Consider the following 16,460-nt stretch of genomic DNA (forward strand, 5'->3'; position numbering starts at 1 on the left):
AGCATGAGCTTTGACCCCGTCGATTACACCTCCCTGGATGTGCCTGCAGCCCCCTTCTCCGACCCCGCTCGCATCCCGCATTTCCCCGAGGGCTCAGTCCCTCGGCACCTGGGTGTGATCATGGACGGGAATGGCCGTTGGGCCAAACAGAGGGGGATGGAGCGCACCCAGGGCCACCGGGCTGCCGAGCCGGTGGTCTTCGACACCATAGCCGGAGCGATTGAGGCCGGGGTCCGATACCTGAGCCTGTATACCTTCTCCACGGAAAATTGGAAGCGCTCGCCTGCTGAAGTCCGTTTCCTGATGGGCTTTTCCCGGGATATCATCCATCGTCGAGTGGCCCAGATGGACGACTGGGGGGTGCGCGTGCGCTGGGCGGGCCGTCGGCCCCGGCTCTGGAAGTCGGTCATCGACGAGCTGGAGGCGGCCATGGAGCGCACCCGGCACAACACTAGAATCGATGTGATCTTCTGCATCAATTACGGAGGCAGGGCTGAGCTGGCCGATGCAGCCACAGATATCGCCCGGGAGGTGGCAGCCGGGCAGATCAAGGGCTCCAAGGTGACCGAAAAGATGATCGCCCAGCACCTTTATAACCCCGACATACCGGACTGCGACCTGGTCCTGCGCACCTCGGGGGAACAGCGCACCTCCAACTTCCTGCCCTGGCAGGCGGCCTATGCGGAGCTGGCCTTTGTGCCTGAGCTCTTCCCCGACTGCGGGCGCGACGTGCTATGGCGGGCCATCGACGATTACATCCATCGGGACAGGCGCTTCGGCGGCGTGGACCAAGTCTAAAGAAAACAAGACAACTCAATTTGTGAAGTTAGCCATAGTCGTCCAAATTTACACGTCTGAACACTCTCGTAATGCCCTTGGAAGGTAGTCTGTGTCATATCGCAGCGGAGCAAGCCATGTCTGCTGTGGAATTCAGGGCAGCAAACGAAGCGAAGGAGTGACAGGCGTGGACGACAAGCAGCGCATTATGCAGATCATCGAAGATAAGTCACAGGAGTTCATCGAGGCCGCCGACCACATTTGGGGTACCCCCGAGACCAGGTTTGCCGTAAAGGAGTCGGTCCAGCAGCACTACAAGGTGCTGGAGCAGGAGGGCTTTGACATCGAGAAGGGCGTGGGCCATATGGACTATGCCTACGTGGCGACCTGGGGATCGGGCCGTCCGGTGATCGGCATCACCGGCGAATACGACGCCCTTGGAGGCCTCAGCCAGGTGGCTGATCTGGGCGAGCACAAGCCCCTGGTCGAGGGCGGCAATGGGCAAGGCTGCGGCCACAACATCCTGGGCATGGCCGCTGTAGCGGCAGGCGTGGGCATCAAGACCTTCATGGAGGAGAAGGGGCTCAAGGGGACCATCAAGGTCTTCGGCTGCCCAGCTGAGGAGTCGGGCTACGGCAAGGCCTTCATGGCCAGGGACGGGGTCTTCGACGGGCTGGACCTGGCCCTGTCCTGGCATCCCTCGGATGTGACCCAGGCCTGGGGCTCCTCCAGCCTGGCGGTCCTGCAGGCCTACTTCGACTTCACCGGCGTGCCGGCGCACGCGGCTGCGGCTCCTGAGCTGGGCCGGAGCGCCCTGGATGCCGCTGAGCTCATGAACGTGGGTGTGCAGTTCCTGCGCGAGCACATGATCGATGAGGCCCGCGTGCACTACGCCTTCATCGACGCAGGCGGCGAGTCGGCCAATGTGGTGCAATCCCACGCCCGGCTCTACTACTTCGTGCGCGCCCCCAGGATGGATCAGGCTCAGGATCTGTTCAAGCGTGTGGAGAAGATTGCCCAGGGTGCGGCCCTGATGACCGAGACCCAGGTCAAGGAGGAGTTCGACGCGGCCTGCTACAACTTCATCCCCAACCATCCGCTGACCGAGGCCATAGACAGGAACCTGGACCTCGTCGGCCCCCTACCACTGGACCAGCAGGAGCTGGACTACGAACGCCGCTACACCGACACGGTCCCCGAGGCCGGCAAGCAGCGGGTGCTCAGCCGTACCAAGGCCGCCTTCCCTGATCTTCCGGATGAGGAAGTCAGGAAGATGGCCGAGTCCACCATGGCCCTGAAGAAGTACCCGCTGGCCTTCACGGATACGGCATCGGGGTCCACCGACGTTGGCGATGTCAGCTGGCAGACGCCCACCGCCCAGTTCAGCGGCGGGTTCGAGCCCCAGGGAACCTCACCGCACTCCTGGCAGTGGGCGGCCAACGGCAAGTCCTCGGTGGCCCACAAGGGTCTGCTGGCTGCAGGCAAGACCCTGGCTCTGACCGCCTATGATGCCTTTACCGACCCGGACCTGGTCAAGGCCGCCAAGGAGGACTTCGACAAGACCTTCGCCGGCCAGGAGTACAAGGTCGTCATCCCTGACGATGTGATGCCCCACTGACCTACCTATTGTTCGGCTGCCGCCGGACCCGATGATCTCTGCGGATCACTTTGTCCGGCGGCGGTCGGCTTCGACTGAAGGATGACAGACCAATGGCAATCAAGCAATCCTCAAAAACGGCGAGCGGAACGCTGATCTTCTCCCTGATGGCCGGTTACTCGATCGTGTACATGGACAAGAACATGATCTCGACCGCCATCATCCCCATCTCCGAGCAGTTCCACCTTGACTCGGGGCAGACAGGCATCATCATGTCGGCCTTCTTCCTGGGCTACTCGCTCATGCAGATACCCAGCGGCTGGCTGGCCGACCGGCTTGGGGCCAAGCGTGTGCTGATGGCCTCCATGATCATCATTGGTCTGTTCAGCTACCTGTTCGGCCTGGCCAATGGTCTGGTCTTCTTCATCATCGTCCGGTTCTTCGCTGGCATGGGCCACGGCGGCTATCCTCCCTCCTGCTCCAAGTCGATTGCGGAGAACTTCCCCCAGGAAAGGCGTACCTTCGTACAGTCGCTGATTCTATCGACCTCGGGCATCGGCGGCATTCTGGCCTTCGTCCTGGGAGCCAACCTGGTTGCCATCAACTGGCATCTGGCCTACGCCGTGCTGGGCACCCTCTACCTGTTGGCCTTTGTCTGCATCCTGATCTTCGTGCCCTCCAAGCCACGCCAGCCCGAGGTTGACCAGAAGCCCGGAACCAAGGGTGCAGGGTTCCTGGAGGTTCTGAAGAATCGGAACGTGTTGGTCCTCTTCGTGGCCATGCTTCTGCTCAACATCCTCTTGTACGGCAATATCTCCTGGATGCCCACCTTCATCAAAAATACCTTCGGACTCTCGATCGGTCAGGCCGGCATTCTGCTGGCGGTCAATGCGGTCTTTACGACCGTCGCCACCATCTATGCTGGTCAGCTGCTCTCGAAGCTCTTCCTGGGCAGGGAGAAGGTTGCCATCCTGGGTGCCGGGCTGATCAGTGCCGTCCTGGTCGTCTGCTTTGTCTTCTCGCGCAACATCTGGCTCTCCCTCCTGCTGCTGATCCTGGTATCCTGCGTCTCCGTGGTGGCCTTCACCGGCATCTTCACCTGGCCCCACAAGATCATGGACCCGCACATCATCGGTTCCGCCATTGGCATCATCAACACCGGCGGCACCCTGGGCGGATTCCTGGCCCCCATGATCATCGGCTACCTGGTCAAGGCAGCCGGCGGCTCCTTCGTCGGGGCCTTCCTCTTCATGGGTGCGGCGGCCATCGCCTCCGGGCTTATGGCTCTGTTGGTCAAGGTCGGCAAGTAAAGCCGAGATTAAGGCGGCTGTGACGGTGTCATGGCCGCTGGTCCATGGCAAGGAGTCACTGTGAAAGGACCGGTATCTCTTCTAGGATCTCCGATTCTTTGGTTCTGAACATGGCTGCTTGAAGGCGATGCTTGCAAGATAAAGGGCCCGCCCCCTGAGGGATTTCAGGGGGCGGGCCCTTCCTGTGCCGACTAGAGGAGTAGGATCAGCGATCCGGCTCTTCCCAGATGGTGCCCAGTTTGGCGATGGAGAGGGAGTTGATCAGGGCCTTGCCCTCGCCGGACTCGGCGATCAGGCGGATACCGCGCGGTCCTTCGGCAGGGAAGGAGTAGGAGGACATGATCTCCAGCCCGTCGTTGACGACGACCTCGACCGATCCCCGGTCCACGATGATGCGCAACTTGAGCTTGCCCGAGGACTTGTCGACGGGTGCTGTGCGGTAACCCCGGTCGCCGTAGGTGTTGCAGTGGCGGTCAAGCACCACGCGGCCCAGCTGGTCGTCATAGCAGACCAAGGTGTGGTCGCCTGATTGTGTCCTGTGGATCTCCAGACCGATGCGCTCGGCCTGGGATTTGTTCAGGTCGATCTCCATATTGATGTCAGCGGTCTGCGCATCGTCCACCAGATCCTGGCTGCCGTTGACCTCCAACTCGATGGGACCGAAGTCCTGCTGGTCCTGGTCCAGGTTGGAGAACTCGCGTATGGGCAGGCAGCGCAGATGATCACCGGCCAGGGTGACCTCGCGGGGCACCGTGAACTGGCCGCACCAGCCATCATCCTGCATGGGGATGGGCTCGGTGAAGGGGCTCATCCAGCCGAAGACCAGTCGGCGGCCGTCAGGGGCCTGGAAGGTCTGAGGGGCATAGAAGTTGTGACCGTCATCCCAAAGGTGGAACTCAGTTTCCTGATGGAAGTCGCCGCCAGGCTGCCAGCTGCCGATCACATAGCCGGCGTTGTTATGGTTACGGGCTTCGAATCCGTGGGGCTTCAGGCCCATGGCCGAGTAGCAGATCACCCACTTGTCATCCAGGGGGAACATGTCGGGGCATTCCAGCATGAAGACCTCAGGGTCGGGATGCCGGTAGATGACCCGGTCGAAGGTCCAGTGCTCCATGTCCTTGGAGGTGTACATCCAGATCTCGCCTCGGTGGGCGGGGGTGCTGACTCCGAAGACCATGTACCAGAGCCCGCCCATTTTCCACACCTTGGGATCGCGGAAGTGCAGGATCTTGTCATCGGGGCAGGGGACTACGACCCCCCTCTTTTCGAGGTGGATTCCGTCTGAGGAGACAGCCATGCACTGCTCTTGGAGGTTGCCGTCATCTTCGTTGACTCCATTGCGCCAGCGGTGACCGGTGTAATAGATGGTCAGCCGGCCGTCGTCGCCCACCACGGCCGATCCGGAGAAGACTCCATCCTTCTCGACCTCCATGGTGGGCGCCATGGCCAGGGGCTCGCGCCGCCAGGTGACCAGGTCGGCGCTGGAAACATGCCCCCAGTGCATGTTTCCCCACTCGCTCCCGTAGGGGTTGAGCTGGAAGTAGGCATGATAGCGCCCCTTGTAGTAGCTCAGGCCGTTGGGGTCGTTGATCCATCCGGCCTTGGAGGCTATGTGGCACTGGGGATACCAGCGGTCATTTCGGGTGGCGAAGAGCCGGTCGATACTCTTCTGGGCCTTGTCCAGTTGAGCGTTCATGTCGACGTCTTCCTTTGTTGTTTGCTGGTTCATCCTTGAATCCTTTCGGGTTGGATGGGTGCTGTTGATGGTTGGTATGGGGATTAGCCCTGGGTCACGGTGGGCTTCTGCGAATCCCTGATAAAAGGATCACCGTCCACCTGCTGGTCGTCACGCTTGAGCACGAAGATGCCGTAGATCAGAGCGACCAGCACCACCAATGAGATGGTGTAGAAAGTGAACCGATCGCCGGCGCGGTCGTGGAGGATGCCCAACGGGGTGGACATGGCCACTTGGCCGACCTGGGAGGCAATCTGGAAGCCCACCATGTAAAGGGTGGCGGACAGCTTGGGGTTGAAGTGCAGGGTGAAGTAGCGGAAGGCCGGCAGGCTGAAGAGCGGGACCTCAATGGAGTGGAAGAGCTTGACGATGGAGACCATGACCGGGTCGTGGAAGAAACCGCACAGGCCGATCCTGGCGAACATGACCGTAGCCCCCAGCAAGAGGGAGTTGCGCACGCCGATCTTGCGCATGATGATGGGAACCACGCCCATCATGGCCGATTCCAGGAACACTTGGAAGGAGTTGAGGATGCCATAGACCTCGTGGCCCTGTTCCGGGGTGGGGAAGAGGTTGGCATAGTAGTTGGGGAACATCTGCTGGTCGAAGACCGTGTAGAAGGTGTTGGTGAAGATCACAAAGACAATCAGGAGCCAGAGGGCGGGCATACCCAGGACATGGATCATGTCGCGCAAAGAGGGCTGGGACTTTTCGCCCTCGGGGGTGGACTCCCTCTTGATTTCCTCGCGCTGCTCATCGGGGATCCAGAAGGCGTAGACCAGGAGCATGCACGCGCCGAAGGCGGACCCCAGCCAGAAGTTGATCATCGGGTTGATGTTGAAAGTGAACCCTGCGATCAGAGCCACAATAGCGTAGCCGAAGGAGCCCCAGGCGCGGGACTGGCCGTATTCGAATCCGAATTTGCGGCTGTACCGCTCGGTGATGGCCTCGATCAGGGAGCAGCCTGACATGAAACCTGCGGATAGAACGATTGAACCGAGTACGGCGCCCAGGATCAGGTTGGAATGCATGAGGGGGGCGTAGACGAACTGCACGAAAGGTCCGACCAGCGCTGCAATGGCGGCGATGAAGATGGCGAGCCTACGCTTGACCCCCAGCTCGTCCTGTATTACCCCGTAGACAAACATTATTATCAGCGTGCCGACGGAGTTGATGGAGTAGATGTTGCCGACCTGGGTGTTGGTCATGCCAAGGCCGTTGATCAGCCATGGCGAGTAGAAGGACCACCAGATGCCCCAGGCGCAGAAGAAGAAGAATATTCCGGTAGAGGATTCCAAATATGATGGATTCCTCCATGCTGATGATTTGGCGGCCATGCTGCCCCTCCCTCACTTGTTGTGCACCGCTTCTCCGCAGTGCCTTCCGTTTCGATGCACTTACTGTGTGCAGAGCGAATCCTGGTAGGTATCGTAGGCCGTCAATCGATTTACGTCAAACGATTGATGGTTGTTCTGCGTGCCTGTAAGCACGATTAGCGACTAGCAAAGGGTGCTGGCCGATTGGCGATTGGCACGAAGCCCTTCAGAGTTCGACCTTGTTTTACTATCTTGCGGTGAGGAGAGGGTGCGATTCGGCTTTAGTGATTGGCTGGGACCGAGTCCAAGGCAGCATCGAGGCGGGTGGAACCCTTGCGGATCAGGGCGCAATGGATGCGCACTCCGCCGGCCTGATCGAGCCTTGGCAGGACAGCACGGGTTTTGGGCAGGGGCATAGCAACGCGACGGGGATTGATTTGTGCAAGAAGTCGTCGCACCGCCCAGAAGCCCATCTCGTAGTGGGGCAGTTCGACCGTGGTCAAAGGGGGTGCCGTGGTTTCAGCGATGACCTGGTGGTTGTCCACGCCTACCAGGCTCAGATCCTTGCCGATGATCAGATGGCGAGCCGCGGCAGCCTGGTAGAGGTAAAAGGAACGTGAATCGTTGAAGCAGAAGACGCCATCGGGGTGCTGATCGTCCATCAGATCATCTACCTGGTCCATGGCTTCCTGGTTGAATCCCACCAGTCGGATCAGGTTCTGGTTTGAGGGTAAGCCAGCTTCCTTGAGAGCAGTTTGATATCCGCGCATTCTGTCTTCTTGCGCCGGCAGATCCTGTGTGGTGCCCAGGTAGGCCACTCGGCGGCAGCCTGATTCGATTAGGTGGCGGGTGGCATCGTAGCCAATGAGAAACTCGTCGGGTGCGATGCTTGGACAGCGGTTGGCCCGCTCCACTGCGTTGACCACCACGGCAGTGCAGGAGCGCAGAGCCTGTGGCAGGTCAATATCTTGGTCGTACATCTTGGCGAAGAGGAATCCGTCCACCCCATAGCGCTTCAGGGCCTGGATCTGCTCGGCCTCCCGAACGCCCCCATCGGTGGAGACAGTGAGAAGCACATAGCCGCGCTCGGCTGCCGCATCCTGTGCACCCTGAATGATGGCGCCGGCGTAAGGCGTGGTGGCCACCTCTTCGCTGATGAAGCCCAGCATGCCGGTCTTGCTCGTACGCAGCGACCGGGCCATGGGATTGGGCCGATAGCCCAGTGTCTTGGCCGTGCTACGCACCTTTCGGGCGGTTTCCGACTTGACTCTGCCCTTGTCGCGGCCGTTGAGCACCAGGGAGACCGTGGAGACGGATACGCCTGTGCGTTCGGCGATCTGCTTCATCGTGATCATGGGCACACCTTAACTTGCTCAGGCGATTTCAGCCCGGCTGATCTTGAGTGGCTGGGAGCTTTCAGCGGCTCTCCCCGCCCAGGATCTTGTTGACCCGCTCCACCTTCTCGTGGATCTGATCCCGCTTGCCAGGACGGATGTCCAGCCTCAGGCTGACGCCGGTCCTGTATCCCTTCTCGGCCAGAACCCGTGTGGCCTCTTCCACGACCTCCATGACCCGGTGCAGATCCCCCTCGATGACGGTGCTCATGGCGTTGGTCTGGTTGGGCAGCCCAGAATCCCTGATGACCTTGATGACCTGGGCCACGTAGGTGGACAGCTCCTCACCCTGACCAGAGGGTGCAATCGTGACCTCGGCTACGGTGTTCAGATAGGATGAGTCGTTCATGTCGGGCATATCGGGAACCTTTCCACATCGATTGGTGTTCGTAGGCAGGATGCCCGGTGTCCCCAGCGGTCACCTGCGCGGCCTCCCGCACCTGCCTTGATGGTAGGCCTCTACGCTGACAGCAGGTCACCCGCCGAAGGTATGCTGGAGGCCGGTCATCAGGTCGTATGCCCCCAGGAGGGGCTCCCGAGCAGAAGGTGTGATCAGTGGCAGTATCGAAACTGGATGAGGTCATTTCCCTGGCCAAGCGCCGAGGATTCGTCTTTCCCGCAGGGGAGATCTACGGCGGGACGCGTTCGGCCTGGGACTATGGCCCCTTGGGCGTGGCCCTCAAGGACAACATCAAGCGTGAATGGTGGCGGACCATGGTGGTCACTCGCGACGACGTGGTCGGCGTGGACACCTCGGTCATCCTGCCCACAGCGGTCTGGGAGGCCTCGGGCCATGTTTCGGTATTCAACGACCCCCTGATCGAGTGTCTGAACTGCCACAAGCGGCACCGGGCCGACACCCTGGAGGAGGCCTACGTCGAAAAGCACGGCCACGATCCGGAAAACGGACTCAAGGACATCCCCTGCCCGGACTGCGGCACCAAGGGACAGTGGACCGAGCCGCGGGACTTCAACATGATGCTGCAGACCCACCTGGGACCCGTCCAGGACGAGAAGAGCCTGCACTACCTGCGCCCCGAGACCGCCCAGGGCATCTTCGTGGACTTCAAATCCGTCATGGCCTCCTCACGCTCCAAGCCCCCCTTCGGCATCGCCAACATGGGCAAGAGCTTCCGTAATGAGATCACGCCCGGCAATTTCATCTTCCGTACCCGCGAGTTCGAGCAGATGGAGATGGAGTTCTTCGTCCACCCCGGCACTGACGAACAATGGCATCAGTACTGGATCGACGCCAGGACCCGTTGGTACGTGGACCTGGGCGTCAAGCCCGAGAACCTGCGCCACTACGAGCACCCCAAGGAGAAGCTGGCCCACTATTCCAAGCGAACCGTGGACATCGAATACCGGTTCGGCTTCCAGGGCTCCGAGTGGGGCGAGCTGGAGGGCGTGGCCAACCGCACCGACTACGACCTCAAGGCCCATGCCGAGCACTCGGGCGAGGATCTGAGCTATTTCGACCAGGCCAGCGGGGAACGCTACATTCCCTACGTGATCGAGCCTGCGGCAGGTCTGACGCGCTCGCTGATGGCCTTCCTGGTCGATGCCTATGACGTGGACGAGGCCCCCAACACCAAGGGCGGGGTCGACCGGCGCACCGTGCTGCGTCTGGATCCGAGGCTGGCCCCGGTCAAGGCCGCCGTCCTGCCCCTGTCTAAGAAGCCTGATCTGCAGCGGATCGCCCATGACCTGGCCGCCGACCTGCGACAGAATGAGTGGATGGTGGACTACGACGAGTCCGGCGCCATCGGCCGCCGCTACCGTCGTCAGGACGAAATCGGCACGCCCCTGTGCATCACCGTGGACTTCGACACCCTGGACGACAAGGCGGTCACCATCCGCAACCGCGACTCCATGCAGCAGGACCGGGTGGCCCTGGACCAGGTAGAGGACTATGTGCGCCGGGTCGTCGGTGAGCAGCGGGTGCGTTACCCCATGGGCCCGTCCGACCTGACCGGCACGCGCGCCGCTGACGGCTACACGGACCTGGCCAGCGAGCCGGGTACGGACGAGAGCGAACCGATCAAGGTGGCCGAGGCCGGTGGCCGGTACTGAGACTGATCGCCCGACCCCAAAGGTTGCCCCGGTGCAGCTGGGCCCGATAACCGTACCTGTGCCGGTCATGCTTTCGCCCATGGCGGGCGTGACCAACTGGCCCTTCCGCCTGCTCTGCCGCGAGTACGGACCCGATGGACTGTATGTGGGGGAGATGGTGACGGCCCGGGCCCTGGTGGCGCGCAACCCCAAGGCCTTCCGGCTCTGTCGCTTCGCCCCCCAGGAGAAGGTGCGCTCCCTGCAGCTGTACGGGGTGGACCCTCAGATTATGGAGCAAGCCACCAGAATGGTGGTTGATGCGGGCTGGGTCGACCATATCGACATGAACTTCGGCTGCCCTGTCCCCAAGGTCACCAGACATGGCGGCGGATCCGCCCTGCCCTGGAAGACCGACCTCTTCTCCGAACTGGTCCATCGTGTGGTGGCTGTCTGCTCGCCTGCCGGAATCCCCGTCACTGCAAAGATCCGGGTGGGCATCGACCATCAGCATGAGACCTTCCTGGAGGCGGCCCACATCGCCCAGGAGGAGGGGTGCGCCGCCGTCACCCTGCATGCCAGGACCACGGCTGAGTACTATGGCGGCCATGCCGACTGGGACCGGATCGCTCAGCTGGTCCAGGCTGTTGATATCCCCGTCTTCGGCAATGGCGACATATGGACCGCTGAGGATGCCCTGGACATGTTCGCCCAGACCGGCTGCGCAGGCGTGGCCATAGGCCGGGGCTGCCAGGGCCGTCCCTGGCTCTTCGCCGACATCGCGGCGGCCCTGGCCGGCTCCCCGGAACGTCAGGAGCCCACCCTGGGCCAGGTGGGGACCATCATGGCCCGCCACGCCAGGCTTCTGGTCAAGTTCTACGACGGCGACGAGCGCATGGCCGTCCACGATATGCGCAAGCACGTGGCCTGGTATCTCAAGGGCTTCGCCGTGGGCGGCCAGGTACGCCGCGGCTTTATGGCCTGCGAGAGCCTGGAGGAGATGGACCGCTGCATCGCCAATCTGGACCAGGACATGCCATACCCGCGGGCCGTGGCTGGCAAGCCAAGAGGCAGGGTCCGCTATGCCAAGAAGGTCCGTCTGCCCTATGGCTGGCTGGATTCGCGGACCACCACCCATCAGGAGCGCGAGACGCTCTTCGGCAACGACCCCATGGACGCCTCCTACTGAAGCCGGAAATATTCCCGTCACCAACCATGCGCATCCGGGTCTAGAATCAGGGTTTAGAATACGGACAGAACGGCGTGGAGGTTCTTTCGGAAGGCCAGGGCGGTTGGCTCTGATCTCCCGGCCCTAGGCCCACGGCCGTCAGGGAGGGTCGGAACGCCTGTGGGCAAATGCGTGTTGGCGTATATGACCTGCGATAGAGTTGAGCGTAACGTGAGTGACGGGAGCATACTGTGAGCGAGATTGCCCAGAATGACAATTTCAATGACAAGACCAACATCAAGGTCGTTGGTGTTGGTGGAGCCGGTGGCAATGCTGTCAATCGCATGATCGCCGAGGGTCTGCAGAATGTCGAATTTGTGGCCATCAATACCGATGCCAAGGATCTCCTGCGCTCAGAAGCCGATGTGAAGATCTCCCTTTCTGACGCCAACAGCCGAGGCCTGGGGGCCGGAGCCGATCCGGAGAAGGGCGCCAAGGCTGCCCAGGACCATCAGTCCGACATCGAAGAGGTCCTCAAGGGCGCCGATATGGTCTTCGTCACTGCAGGGGAGGGCGGCGGCACAGGCACCGGCGCCAGCCCCTTGGTTGCGCGTGCAGCCCGTCAGCAAGGTGCGCTCACCATCGCCGTTGTCACCCGTCCGTTCACCTTCGAGGGGCCCAGGCGCTCCGCTTCCGCCGAATCGGGCATCGAGAACCTGCGCAAGGAGGTCGATGCCCTTATCGTTATCCCCAATGACCGGCTTCTGGACCTTTCGGATCGCACGGTTTCGGTCATGGACGCCTTCAAGACCGCCGACACGGCTCTGCTGGCCGGTGTTCAGGGCATCACCGACCTGATCACCATGAACTCCTACATTCACGTGGACTTCTCCGATGTCACCGCTATCTTGAAGGATGCCGGCACCGCCCTCTTCGGCATCGGCGCAGCCAGGGGCGAGGATCGCGCCACCCAGGCCGCCGAGATCGCCATCTCCTCTCCGCTCCTGGAGGAGAGCATCGAGGGTGCCCATGGGGCCCTGATCAATGTGGCCGGCCCTACCGACCTGAGCATGCAGGAGGCCTCTGCTGCCGCCCAGCTGGTTCAGGATGCCATCCATCCCGAGGCGCAGATCATCTGGGGCTTGGCCTTGGACGACGCCTACGGGGACGAGGTGCGGGTCACGGTCATCGCCGCCGGATTCGACCCCACCCCTAAGAAGGAGGAGACCCCGGCCCCTGCAGTGGACACGACTACAGCACCGGCAGCGGCTACCCCGGTCCAGGAGCCCCAGCAGCCGCTGACGACTCCGTCCGTCCAAGCGGAGTCCGATGAGACCTCCGAACACGATGTGGTGCCCCCCGCCTCAGGCGACGACGGCACCTCCGACCCGGGATATCTGGATATCCCTGACTTTCTGCGGTAATCAGGCGAAGGAGCAGGTATGGCAGGATTGATGAAGAACGCAATGTCCTTTTTCGGCATGTCGGATGTCGTGGATGACGATGACGACGACCTGGCCGACGATGACGAGGCCCGCGATGGCTTCGATACCGATCACTCTGTGACTCCCATGGCTCCGCAATCCACGTCCAGCAGCCAGGAGGCCGAATCCACGCCCTTCCAGAGTCGGATCAACCGCATCACCACCATCCATCCCAAGTCCTATGAGGATGCCCAGATGGTTGGCAGGGCCCTGCGTGACGGGGTGCCGGTGGTCCTCAACCTGACCGGTGTGTCCGAGTCGGTGGCCTACAGGATCGTCGATTTCTCGGCCGGCGTGGTCTTCGGGGTACGCGGGTCTATTGAGCGGGTCACCCCCAGGGTCTTCCTGCTCAGCCCTGCACAGGTCAACATCAAGGTGGAGGAGCCCGAGTCCGGCTCCTCGGCCAAGGGGCTTTTCGCCCAGTGACCGACGCCCAGGCAGCCGTGTCCGCAGGAGTCTAAAGACGCATGATTGTTCCTTTTATTCGATACCTGGTAGACATCTGCATTGAGACCTACCTGCTCATCCTCTTCGTGCGGATGATTCTGGACTGGGTCATGGTTCTGTCGCCCCGCTGGTACCCCCGTGGCTTCGTGGCCTCGCTCATTCGGGTCATCTATGCCTTGACCGAGCCGCCCCTGCGCTGGCTGCGCCGGTACATCCCGCCCCTGCCCATGGGTAGGATCCAGCTCGATGTCTCCTTCATGGTGCTCTACGCCGCCCTGATCATCATCCAGGTGCTCCTGGGGTAGAGACAAGACCGCTGATACGGCAGACTCCGTGCTAGCATGCAGTAAGAGAACACAATCGGGCTGGTTGGCCTGAAGCGAGGTGGAGAAACATATGGCTCTATTGACGCCTAATGACATAAGGGAGCATACCTTCCAGACAGTGCGGTTTAAGGAAGGCTACGACGTCGACGAGGTCGACGACTTCCTGGATCAGGTCACCGATACGGTTGAAGCCCTGGGCAAGCAGGCCATGCAAGGCAATGCTGCTTCCACCCAGTCCCTGGGTACCGATGTGGCCTCGCTGAACTCAAAGATTTCCGACTTGACTGCTCAGGTGGAATCCCTGCAGACAGAAAACCGGGATTTGAAGCAGGCCCAGGGTAATGCCGCCCAGCAGCCGGCCGTGGATGCCCAGACCAAGCGGCTTCTGGCCGAGTCGCAGAGCCAGGTCAAGACCCTGGCCTCCCAGAACGACCAGCTCAAGCGTCAGGTCGAGCAGCTCAACTCCCAGATCGACCAGCTGACCGCCCAGGCCGCCGCGGGCAACAATACCCAGTCGTTGACCAACCAGTTGACGGCCATGCAAAAGGAGCGCGACCAGGCCCGCCAGCAGGTCCAGGCGCTGACCAACCAGCTCAATGCCTCCCAGCAGAACATGGCTGCGGCCCGCCAGCAGGTCACGCAGGCCCAGAAGGCCTCTCAGGAGCAGCAGCAGCGCACCGAGCAGCTGAACAAGCAGTTGGAGGAGTCCCGCAAGCGCGAGGAGCAGCTGCGCCAGCAGGTCTCCAAGACCGAACCCTCCACTGAAACAGGCAGTCTGCAACGGATAGCAGGTGCCGGCGCCGACGAGGACGACGTCGAAGCGAGGTCCACCGCCATGCTCAAAATGGCCTCGACGCTGCACGACCAGTACGTGGATAGGGGCAAGGCCAAAGCTGCCCAGTTGGTTGCCGACGGCCATGCTAAGAACGACGAAATCGTCAAGAAGGCTGAGGACTACTCCAAGAGGACACGCGCCGAGGTGGATGAGTATTCCAAGCGAGTACACTCCGAGGCTGATGGCTATTCGCAGCGTATACGCTCCCAGGCCGATGAATACTCGGTCAAGACCCGTTCTGACGCTGATGCTTATTCCAAGCGCCAGCACAGCCAGGCCGACGAGTACGAGACCCAGGTGCAGATCCGGGCACAGGAGTACGACAAGAACACCCGCGACAGCGCCGATCGCTATGCCGCCGATGTCAAGAACAAGCTCATGGACCAGTCCAAGGTTCTGGAGGAGAATATCCAGGGGCTCAAGCAGTTCGAGGCTGGCTACCGCAGCAAGCTGACCGGGTTCCTCAACCAGCTGATCAACCAGCTTTCGGACACCAGCAATTACCAGTCCATGGAAAAGAAGTCCGAACAGACCCACTGATTCCATCCGGTAATGACGAAGAACACACACAAGGGACGGCTGCGCGGGCGCGTGGCCGTCTTCGTCGCTCTGGCGGCAGTGGCCATAGCCCTGGACCAGGTGACCAAGGCCCTGGCTTTGGCTCGGCTGGGCAGCGGTGTCAGGGTGGCCTTGCCTGGACCATTGCGTGGACTGCGTCTGGTACGCAACCCCGGGGCCTCTCTTGGATTGGGATCGGGTAGTACCTGGATCATATCCTTGATTGCCCTTGCAGCCTGTCTGCTCATCATTGTTCTGGCTCTGCGCACCACCTCCATGCTCTGGACCTTGGTTCTTTCCCTGGCCTTCTCCGGGGCGGCAGGCAATTTGATTGACCGGGTGGCCTATGCCTCCGGTTTTCTTGACGGTGCCGTGGTCGACTTTCTGGACTACGGCTGGTCGGTGGGCAATGTGGCCGATATCTATCTGACCCTGGCTGGTGTGGCCGTAGTGGTGCTCATTATCTGCAATGTGCGATTCAGCGACAGGGATAAGCTCAGAGAACATGGGGGAGCGGCCAAGTGACCCGCCTTCTTCCTGCGCCGGATGCCCTGGTGGGTCGGCGCCTGGACATGGCCCTGTCCAAGATGTTGGGCCTGTCCAGGGCCAAGGCCAGCGAACTGGTGGCCCAGGGCCATGTGCGGATCATGGGCCGTCGGGTGAACAAGGCCACCACACTGATGAGCGGCGATCTGATAGAGCTGGACGAGCCCGAGCCAGCCAAACAGGTGGAGCCGGTGGCCGAGGACATGCCCGTGGTCTACGAGGACGAGGACGTGGTCGTCGTAGACAAGCCGGTGGGGGTGGCAGCCCATCCCTCAATAGGCTGGACCGGCCCAACCGTTCTGGGCAGCCTCCTGCAGCGGGGCACCCACATCACCTCCATGGGGGCCCAGGGCCGTCAGGGTATCGTCTCCCGCCTGGACGCTGGCACCAGCGGCCTCATGCTGGTCTGCAAGTCCGACCTGGCCTACAAGGAGATGCGCCGGCAGTTCGCCCGGCATGAGGTGGTCAAGATCTACCACGCCCTGGTCCAGGGCAATCTTTCCGAGGACAAGGCCACCATCGAGGCCCCCATCGGCCGGGCCCGGGTCTCGGATTTCCGCTTCACGGTCACCCCTGCCGGCAAGGAGGCCATCACTCACTGGGATGTGCTGGAGCGCTTCGGCTCGGCTACCCTGGTCAGTATCAACCTGGAGACCGGGCGCACCCATCAGATACGCGTGCACTTCTCATCCATAGGCCATCCCCTGGTGGGCGACCACATGTATGGGGCCAATCCCGACCTGGCGGACAGGCTGGGTCTGAAACGGCAGTGGCTGCACGCCATGCGCCTGGAATTCCGCCATCCCCGCACCAAAATCTGGACCAAGGTGGTCTCCTCCTACCCGGCTGATCTGCGCCGCTCCCTGCAGATCGAACGTCAGAGCGCCACTGGTATACGCAGCTAGCGGACTCCGGCGA

Annotated in this window: 15 protein-coding genes; 11 read left to right on the forward strand and 4 right to left on the reverse strand. The window is 61.7% G+C overall.

From position 1 onward, the window contains the following. Nucleotides 1-3: 3 nt before the first annotated feature. The 3 genes from ACNAOV_RS02445 to ACNAOV_RS02455 all read left to right on the forward strand — a co-directional run bounded on the left by ACNAOV_RS02445 (nucleotide 4) and on the right by ACNAOV_RS02455 (nucleotide 3,684). Nucleotides 4-798, forward strand: coding sequence for an isoprenyl transferase (locus tag ACNAOV_RS02445; RefSeq protein ID WP_416517821.1), 795 nt, complete (start codon nucleotides 4-6; stop codon nucleotides 796-798). Nucleotides 799-964: 166 nt separating this feature from the next. Next, complete coding sequence (locus ACNAOV_RS02450; protein ID WP_416517822.1) at nucleotides 965-2,395, forward strand: amidohydrolase; 1,431 nt, start codon at nucleotides 965-967, stop codon at nucleotides 2,393-2,395. A gap of 92 nt (nucleotides 2,396-2,487) precedes the next feature. Beyond that, complete coding sequence (locus ACNAOV_RS02455; RefSeq protein ID WP_416517823.1) at nucleotides 2,488-3,684, forward strand: MFS transporter; 1,197 nt, start codon at nucleotides 2,488-2,490, stop codon at nucleotides 3,682-3,684. Between the two features lie 205 nt (nucleotides 3,685-3,889). On the opposite strand, the gene ACNAOV_RS02460 is transcribed toward ACNAOV_RS02455, so the two are convergent. From ACNAOV_RS02460 to ACNAOV_RS02475, 4 genes are all read right to left on the reverse strand, one after another. After that, nucleotides 3,890-5,413 (reverse strand): glycoside hydrolase family 32 protein, encoded by a 1,524-nt coding sequence (locus ACNAOV_RS02460; protein ID WP_416517824.1) that lies wholly within the window; start codon nucleotides 5,411-5,413, stop codon nucleotides 3,890-3,892. Nucleotides 5,414-5,463: 50 nt separating this feature from the next. Beyond that, the gene (locus tag ACNAOV_RS02465; RefSeq protein ID WP_416517825.1) at nucleotides 5,464-6,756 is read right to left on the reverse strand and encodes an MFS transporter; all 1,293 of its coding nucleotides are present in this window, start codon (nucleotides 6,754-6,756) and stop codon (nucleotides 5,464-5,466) included. Nucleotides 6,757-7,016: 260 nt separating this feature from the next. Continuing rightward, entirely contained in the window at nucleotides 7,017-8,090 is a 1,074-nt protein-coding gene (locus tag ACNAOV_RS02470; RefSeq protein WP_416517826.1) for a LacI family DNA-binding transcriptional regulator, read from the reverse strand. A 61-nt stretch (nucleotides 8,091-8,151) separates the two neighbouring features. Beyond that, nucleotides 8,152-8,487, reverse strand: coding sequence for an MTH1187 family thiamine-binding protein (locus ACNAOV_RS02475; protein ID WP_416517827.1), 336 nt, complete (start codon nucleotides 8,485-8,487; stop codon nucleotides 8,152-8,154). A 197-nt stretch (nucleotides 8,488-8,684) separates the two neighbouring features. On the opposite strand from ACNAOV_RS02475, the gene ACNAOV_RS02480 reads away from it, so the two are divergent. From ACNAOV_RS02480 to ACNAOV_RS02515, 8 genes are all read left to right on the forward strand, one after another. Then, nucleotides 8,685-10,202: a glycine--tRNA ligase gene (locus ACNAOV_RS02480; RefSeq protein ID WP_416517828.1), complete on the forward strand. Its 1,518-nt coding sequence runs from the start codon at nucleotides 8,685-8,687 to the stop codon at nucleotides 10,200-10,202. Further along, complete coding sequence (gene dusB, locus ACNAOV_RS02485; RefSeq protein WP_416517829.1) at nucleotides 10,189-11,367, forward strand: tRNA dihydrouridine synthase DusB; 1,179 nt, start codon at nucleotides 10,189-10,191, stop codon at nucleotides 11,365-11,367. The genes ACNAOV_RS02480 and dusB overlap by 14 nt, the downstream gene beginning before the upstream one ends. A gap of 230 nt (nucleotides 11,368-11,597) precedes the next feature. Next, complete coding sequence (gene ftsZ, locus ACNAOV_RS02490) at nucleotides 11,598-12,770, forward strand: cell division protein FtsZ (protein WP_416517830.1); 1,173 nt, start codon at nucleotides 11,598-11,600, stop codon at nucleotides 12,768-12,770. A gap of 18 nt (nucleotides 12,771-12,788) precedes the next feature. Then, nucleotides 12,789-13,256, forward strand: a complete 468-nt coding sequence (locus ACNAOV_RS02495) for a cell division protein SepF (protein ID WP_029677902.1) — start codon at nucleotides 12,789-12,791, stop codon at nucleotides 13,254-13,256. A gap of 41 nt (nucleotides 13,257-13,297) precedes the next feature. Next, nucleotides 13,298-13,582 carry a YggT family protein gene (locus ACNAOV_RS02500; protein WP_416517831.1) on the forward strand — a complete coding sequence of 95 codons (285 nt, stop codon included), beginning with the start codon at nucleotides 13,298-13,300 and terminating at the stop codon, nucleotides 13,580-13,582. 91 nt (nucleotides 13,583-13,673) lie between these two features. Beyond that, a complete protein-coding gene (locus tag ACNAOV_RS02505) occupies nucleotides 13,674-14,978 on the forward strand; it encodes a DivIVA domain-containing protein (protein ID WP_416517832.1) in 1,305 nt (434 codons plus the stop codon). Between the two features lie 12 nt (nucleotides 14,979-14,990). Then, nucleotides 14,991-15,521 (forward strand): signal peptidase II, encoded by a 531-nt coding sequence (locus ACNAOV_RS02510; protein WP_416517833.1) that lies wholly within the window; start codon nucleotides 14,991-14,993, stop codon nucleotides 15,519-15,521. Then, complete coding sequence (locus tag ACNAOV_RS02515; protein WP_416517834.1) at nucleotides 15,518-16,447, forward strand: RluA family pseudouridine synthase; 930 nt, start codon at nucleotides 15,518-15,520, stop codon at nucleotides 16,445-16,447. Before ACNAOV_RS02510 ends, ACNAOV_RS02515 begins: the two co-directional genes overlap by 4 nt. The last annotated feature ends 13 nt before the right edge of the window (nucleotides 16,448-16,460 follow it).

The sequence above is a fragment of the Bifidobacterium asteroides genome, from assembly GCF_048001765.1.
Taxonomy (GTDB): domain Bacteria; phylum Actinomycetota; class Actinomycetes; order Actinomycetales; family Bifidobacteriaceae; genus Bombiscardovia; species Bombiscardovia asteroides_K.

Excerpts from the sequence above, each read along its gene's own strand:
- ACNAOV_RS02445 (WP_416517821.1), top strand. The coding sequence starts at position 4 with ATGAGCTTTGACCCCGTCGATTACACCTCCCTGGATGTGCCTGCAGCC.
- ACNAOV_RS02455 (WP_416517823.1), top strand. The coding sequence starts at position 2,488 with ATGGCAATCAAGCAATCCTCAAAAACGGCGAGCGGAACGCTGATCTTC.
- ACNAOV_RS02460 (WP_416517824.1), bottom strand. The coding sequence starts at position 5,413 with ATGAACCAGCAAACAACAAAGGAAGACGTCGACATGAACGCTCAACTG.
- ACNAOV_RS02465 (WP_416517825.1), bottom strand. The coding sequence starts at position 6,756 with ATGGCCGCCAAATCATCAGCATGGAGGAATCCATCATATTTGGAATCC.
- ACNAOV_RS02470 (WP_416517826.1), bottom strand. The coding sequence starts at position 8,090 with ATGATCACGATGAAGCAGATCGCCGAACGCACAGGCGTATCCGTCTCC.
- ACNAOV_RS02475 (WP_416517827.1), bottom strand. The coding sequence starts at position 8,487 with ATGCCCGACATGAACGACTCATCCTATCTGAACACCGTAGCCGAGGTC.
- ACNAOV_RS02495 (WP_029677902.1), top strand. The coding sequence starts at position 12,789 with ATGGCAGGATTGATGAAGAACGCAATGTCCTTTTTCGGCATGTCGGAT.
- ACNAOV_RS02500 (WP_416517831.1), top strand. The coding sequence starts at position 13,298 with ATGATTGTTCCTTTTATTCGATACCTGGTAGACATCTGCATTGAGACC.
- ACNAOV_RS02505 (WP_416517832.1), top strand. The coding sequence starts at position 13,674 with ATGGCTCTATTGACGCCTAATGACATAAGGGAGCATACCTTCCAGACA.
- ACNAOV_RS02510 (WP_416517833.1), top strand. The coding sequence starts at position 14,991 with ATGACGAAGAACACACACAAGGGACGGCTGCGCGGGCGCGTGGCCGTC.